Source organism: Leptolyngbya sp. FACHB-711 (genome assembly GCF_014695615.1).
GTDB lineage: Bacteria > Cyanobacteriota > Cyanobacteriia > Elainellales > Elainellaceae > Leptolyngbya_A.
The window spans coordinates 1-5,998 of sequence record NZ_JACJOR010000138.1 but is presented as its reverse complement, the minus strand read 5'-3'; the positions used below and the strand labels follow the sequence as shown (position 1 = coordinate 5,998).

The window sequence follows — 5,998 nt, the reverse complement described above, 5'->3', positions numbered from 1 at the left end:
GACCTGCTTTCGCTGAGGGATAGACAAACGGCAGTGTCAGTATATTTTTCACCCTCGCCCAATATGCAGCAATTGAATTCGCCTAAACCCTACGACGGTTCGCTGTTGATGACTGAAAGTGCCACTGTTGATTCTGAGCGAGAACTGCCAAAAGCAGAATCGCCTAAACCTGCCGACCACGTAGCGATGCCGTCACGATCGTCGGTGCAAAGCAGCTCCAATTCTGGGGTAATTTCCATGTCCCCAGCCCATTCAGGCTCAGGTAGCTCTGGACGGGAAGCAAGAGCGGCTCAAAATGGTCTAACCCCTCAGGGATGGCGCGTTACCGAACAGCGCACCGAGGCGCTACGGCGACTGCTCGACCAGCACCGGGGCGAACGCCATTTGGTTCTTCTGCAAGACTTTCCCGACCCAGATGCCCTTTCAGGAGCCTGGGCTTATCGCCTGATCTCAGAGCAGTTTGATATCACCTGTGAGATTGTGTACGCGGGAACGCTGAGCCACCAGGAAAACATTGCCTTGGTGCGCCTGACCGGATTGCCTGCCCAACGTTGCTCTGGTCAAGCTCTAAAGGAAAAAAACCTCTCTCATTACCACGGCTGCGTCCTGATTGACAACCAGGGCACAACCACGCAGTTTATGCCGCTAGTGCAGCAGGCAAACTTGCCCATCATTGCCGTAATTGACCACCACACAAGCCAGGGTGAGCTAAAGGCAGAATTTATCGATCTGCGTCCTCAAACCCGCGCCACTGCCACAATCTTTACCCAATACTTGCAAGCCGGACTGCTGAAGCTCGACAGCAGCAACAGCGACCATATTAAGTGTGCTACTGCCTTAATGCACGGCATTCGATCGGACACGAATCGGCTAATGCAGGCGCAAGAAGAAGACTTCCTGGCAGCCGGATACCTGAGCCGCTATTACGATTCGCAGCTTTTGAACTCGGTGCTGCAAGCCTCGCGATCGAAGCGGGTGATGGACGTCATCGAACGATCACTGCGTAACCGCGTTCTGCAAAACAACTTCTCGATCGCGGGTGTGGGCTATTTACGGTATGACGATCGTGACGCAATCCCTCAAGCGGCGGATTTTCTGGTAACTGAGGAAAACGTGCATACCGCCGTTGTCTATGGGATTGTCCACGACGAAGACGAAGATCTAGAGGTGGTGATTGGTTCGCTCCGCACCAATAAAATCACCCTTGATCCCGACGAGTTCATCAAAGAAGCCTTCGGGCAAGATACCCACGGACGGTTCTTTGGCGGCGGGCGATCGATGGCAGGCGGATTCGAGATCCCGATGGGCTTCCTCTCTGGGTTTAACGAAAACGCCGAATACACTCGTATGAAGTGGGAAGTTTACGACGCGCAAATCAAGCAAAAGCTTTATCGCCTAGTGAATCCTGAGAACGGCATGATTCGCACGGTTTAACCTAAGCCTAGCGCGATCGGGTCGCATTCCAAGGAATGAGGGCATCTTGCGCGATCGTCCCCGCCACCGCATAAGCTCCATGCCGATTCAGGTGGCTGGGGTCCGAAAAATAGCGCAGTTCGGATGTCCATTTTTCACCCAAGTCGACAAAGACCAGTCCTGAATTGCTCATTCGCTGCTGCACCATGTACTGGCGGAAGCTGCGCTCATGGCGCATTCGTGCCGGATCGAGATAGTCTCCGGTTAAAGGCAGATTGACAAACACGACGGGGATCTGGCGAGCCTGGGTGAATTCCAGCAGCGATTTGAGGGCATTGTCCTGTTCGCCTTGAATGCGGAAATTTTCGTAGTCGCTGTCATACTGCCCGATCACCCTAGCATATTTTTGATAGTAAGTTGCCGGATTAAACTGCATTCCCAGCGACAAAAAGCCCTGAAGATCTATCACTGGCTGTCCAGGCTGTAATAAGTTGGCAGTCTGGTCAGGAGATTGGGCAGTCATTGCAGGCACAGGGGATTCAGACCCATCAGGCATCAAGGCAGTCAGCTGCTGCTGGATCAAATGCTTGATCCGATCGCGCCCTTGATGAACCGGAGCCACATTTGCAAGCTGACTGCTAAACCAGCGATCGAGCTGCTGGTAAGACTCGGTAAGCGAAGCATTAAACGAGAAGCGGAATCCTGACTTTTGGGTAGGTTGGGTGGCACTCGTTCCGGGCAGGTTGGGAAGGGGAAAGGTTCCAGCAAGCAACTGACGATAGGCAGCCGAAGCCACGATGCCGTTGTAGGTAACATCCGTTGTGCCACTATTAAAGGCGCGTGCCCCATCTGCCCAGATAATCAGGCGCGGCAACTGATCGGGGGTCAGAATGCGCTGCACCAAAAGATCCACTACCTGCACCGTCGCACCATTAATCCCCAGGTTGAAAATCTTCAGGTCAGGGTAGCCGAGTCTAGCAAGCTCCTGCTGAAGGGCGATCGGATCAATACCGCGCAGTGCCCTAGAACTTCCCACAATCAAAACATCGGGCGTTCCCTGTTCCCGCAGGAAGTTGTAGTAAAGCTGAAGTTTCTGATCGAGCTGACGACTGTTAAACGTGGGCAGATTGGTCGCCTGTGCCTGAATTTCAAACGCGGCTTGATTTAAGCGATTGTTAATGGGCGTGTAACGTAGGGGTTGCGAGGCAGTAGTTTGACGAGGTGCAGCCGTTTGCCGAGGGGCAGCATTCTGTCCAGGCACAGCCAGAGAACGGGTTGCAGCCGATGGGTTTCCCTGCGGAGTAGGACGGGTAAATCCTTCACGATTAAATGTATTGGAGTCGGTGTTGGGAGCCTGCCTAAGGCGAATCGGCGGCGAAGCCTGCCCGTTTGGAGAAGCAGACAGCGGAGCAGGAGAAACCGAAACTCGGGGCGATACCTGGGGTGATGCTTGAGGGGGTTCCTGGTTAGGGGTAACGGGTTCGGTCGGAGCAATGAGCGTTGATCGATTCTCTGCCTCTGCCGGAGTGGGCTGACCGCGAAGCCAGCTTAGCAACAGCAGATTTCCCTGCACCATCAGCAGCAAGCCGATCGCACTCCAGACCAGACCAGCAGCAGTTCCTTGATAGCTGACCTTTCCAGGCAGGGCGGCTTTTGGGTGTTGTTCAGCCGCAGGCACAAAAATCTGCGATCGGGTCAAAAGCTGGCGGATCTGATAGCCGCATCGCTGCCGCAACTCTCGCCAGGTGCTCTGAAGATCGGCAGGAGTCAGCTCAGGACGCAAAATCGATGCTTCCGAAGCGGGAAGTAGCTCATCCACATAGGCAGATGTGGCAGCAAATTCGGGTATGACTTCGGGAACCAATCGCTGACGCGGCAAAAAGTCTACGCCATTGCTCCAGAGCGGTTTTTTCTGTCCGGCTCTGCGCCCGTAGATGCGAACGCCCGACAAATTGGGCAGTTTGAGCTGCTGAAGGAATCGCGAGGCTGCCAGGCTAACCTGTCGCTGCTCGGGGCAAATGACCCCCTCGCACATCAGATGCAGCAGAAGCTTGGGGTCATCTCCTGGCTCTCCTTTGGCATTCGGGTCAGGCTTCGGCAACAGCAGCAGGCGAATTCCGCCGATCGTCAAATAGCGATCGAGATTTGGATTTAGCAATCGATGCAGCAAAAAGGCAACGGCTTCCCAGTCTCCGCGCTGTGCCAGAGTCAGAGGCGGATCGGCAAAGGCAGCATGAATCGCAGCAGGCAGCGACATCCACTCGACCCAGCCCGGCGAATCCGCAGCCGTTTCAGGACCATAGAGCGTCGCCGCATGAATTCCTTGAGGTCCCAGGGCTTCGAGTGCCAGGGCAACTTCGGCTTTGAGTCGCTTTTGCTCTGGTTCTGCCAGGCTGCGCTGCAACGCCATCTTTCCTCCGGCAGAAGCAATCGGTTCCGGTAGCAGGTCAGCTCTCGATCCTGATGGCTCAATCGTTTGCCATTCTGTGCAGAGGTGCAGCGTCGTATCCGTCAGCGTCGCTTTCGTAATCTCTAGTGCCCAGGCAGCCAGATCCTGGTTCAGCAGCCGTTGGAGCGCCTCCACATCACCCCAGCGTGCCCACTCGCGCAGCATTTCCGTTGCCGGAGTCAGGTCAACCCGCAGCAGCCAGTCGGGTTCGGTTTCCCCCTGCACTTGAAACAGGACGATCGCATCCCGATAGCCTTCGATCTCGAGTTCGCGCAGCTTTTGGGTAATCGGTTCCCCCAACGAAGCCGGATCGAGGCTATAAGCTGCTTCACAGGCAACCCAGAGACGTTTTGCCGTCCAGGTGTCTTGAAGGGGCGTATCGCTGGAATAAACCGCAGCTGGCGGAGAATAGGAAACTGATTTCGCACTAACCCGCACCCCAACCCCCCAATGACTAAGGGTTTCGCTCAGGTAGCTGGCGATCGCCATTTCCTCCCCGCGCTTTGCCAGACTAAGATTCGACAAAGCCAGAGCCGCTGTATCGGGGGAACGATGACTCGCTGGGGAGGCGGGACGAGGATTGCTCTGGGAAGCGGGGGGACGATCGAAAGCCATTCTCTGAGGCGGAAAACTCGCAGGCTGCTCGGGAGCAGCAACCGAAACGATCACTTCGGGCACGGCTTCACCCACTGTAAGCTGATTGAGATGACGATCGAGCTGATTGAGATAGATAGCAGCCGTCCAGAGGGGCTGACGCTGGCTCAGTTCGCAGGCATAAAGCTGAAGCTGATAAATCGGCGGCTGATCGTCAGACAGCAGAGTGTTTAGATTCGTTTCTTGCAGAGCCGGAACCAGCCACCGCAGCATCTCCGTCCGGTCTGGACAGGTTTGTTGCTCAATCAACAAATGCAGCTTATTACCCCGCAGCCGAAACTTTACGCGCAGTCCACGTTGCGCGATCGTCTGATGAATCCATCGCTCAAGGGGCGATCGAGAAGAAGATGGGGTTGCGGTTGCGTTTGACATTTAGACCCTGACGTAGCAATTCGCTAAGGTTAGCGTGGCAGGTACATCACCTTTCAGGCTCATAGCATACTCGGATTCCGCTCGAATGATGCACAAGGTTTTCATTTAAACTGGGAATCTGAACAGGGAACCGCCGGAGAAACCAGACTTAGACTGCAAATCAGGACGACAAACTAGATTGAACACCATTCACGCTATAGAATAGCCAGAATTGTTTTTGGGAGAAGGCTTATCCGGGTTGAGGAGAGGCTCAAAAGTCAAGCTTTGCCTCAACTAACAAAACTTTACAGGGAATTGCCTACAGTATCAGCCCTTTTTTCATCTATTGTGCTTGATTTGGCTAAATCAATCGACTTTGATCCGCCGGAATTGCAGCGACTACCGGGATTCACCTCATCTTTGAAAGGATGCCTTTAAACCAATGCCCCCAGAATCCATGCCCCAAGAATCCATGCCCGGCGTTAAAATCCCAACCTCCCTCCTCCTCAGCTTAGGCACAATTCCGGTGCTTGCCGTTCTGCTTGGCAGTAAAGCCGTCCTACAAGTTATGCGGGAAGTCGGCGAAGCCAGCGAAGAAATTTTTCGGGGCGATCGACTGCCCATTTTGGAGTTAGAGACCCAGAATTCCGGGCAGGTTTCTGAGCGATCGGGTTCATCGTCTTAGCCTGCTCTGGCACTGTATTAAATTCCGCACTAAATTCTGCAGGGGAGGGACGATCGCGGTCGTACATCTGCTGAGAAGTTGCTGTATCCCTACAAAAGCAGCGCACGTTCTCAGTAACCCTGCGGAGATTTGTATCGATGTTCGCCCTCTTGAACTTAATTTTGCGGCAAGAATTCACCTATTTAGCCTCTTGCTAGTAGGCTGGTTTGTTAACTCACATCAGTGCTTTTTCGAGTTCTAGCCAGGCAGTTACTTTTAACCGTAAAGAATTAACAGAATTCATCGCCTTAGCCGCAGACGAAAAGCTTCATTGATAAGGCGTTGAGCGCAGCGTTCAGTAGCTGCACTGAGGTTTTAGACATAAGCAATCTATGAATTTCAAGCCCTTCTATAACGGTAGCCGGAAGCGATATGGCAAATTGTCAATTAGTGAAAGACATCACCTG

General features: G+C 53.8%; 3 protein-coding genes. 2 read left to right on the top strand and 1 reads right to left on the bottom strand.

Annotation, left to right across the window (positions count from 1 at the left end):
• The first annotated feature begins 63 nt into the window (after nucleotides 1-63).
• Nucleotides 64-1,434, top strand: a complete 1,371-nt coding sequence (locus tag H6F80_RS04645) for a DHH family phosphoesterase (protein WP_190790440.1) — start codon at nucleotides 64-66, stop codon at nucleotides 1,432-1,434.
• A 7-nt stretch (nucleotides 1,435-1,441) separates the two neighbouring features.
• Here the strand turns inward: H6F80_RS04645 and H6F80_RS04640 are convergent, their stop codons facing one another.
• Nucleotides 1,442-4,888, bottom strand: coding sequence for a hypothetical protein (locus H6F80_RS04640; RefSeq protein WP_190790439.1), 3,447 nt, complete (start codon nucleotides 4,886-4,888; stop codon nucleotides 1,442-1,444).
• 436 nt (nucleotides 4,889-5,324) lie between these two features.
• On the opposite strand from H6F80_RS04640, the gene H6F80_RS04635 reads away from it, so the two are divergent.
• Entirely contained in the window at nucleotides 5,325-5,552 is a 228-nt protein-coding gene (locus tag H6F80_RS04635) for a hypothetical protein (RefSeq protein WP_199296373.1), read from the top strand.
• Nucleotides 5,553-5,998: the final 446 nt, after the last annotated feature.

Excerpts from the sequence above, each read along its gene's own strand:
- H6F80_RS04645 (WP_190790440.1), top strand. The coding sequence starts at position 64 with ATGCAGCAATTGAATTCGCCTAAACCCTACGACGGTTCGCTGTTGATG.
- H6F80_RS04640 (WP_190790439.1), bottom strand. The coding sequence starts at position 4,888 with ATGTCAAACGCAACCGCAACCCCATCTTCTTCTCGATCGCCCCTTGAG.
- H6F80_RS04635 (WP_199296373.1), top strand. The coding sequence starts at position 5,325 with ATGCCCCAAGAATCCATGCCCGGCGTTAAAATCCCAACCTCCCTCCTC.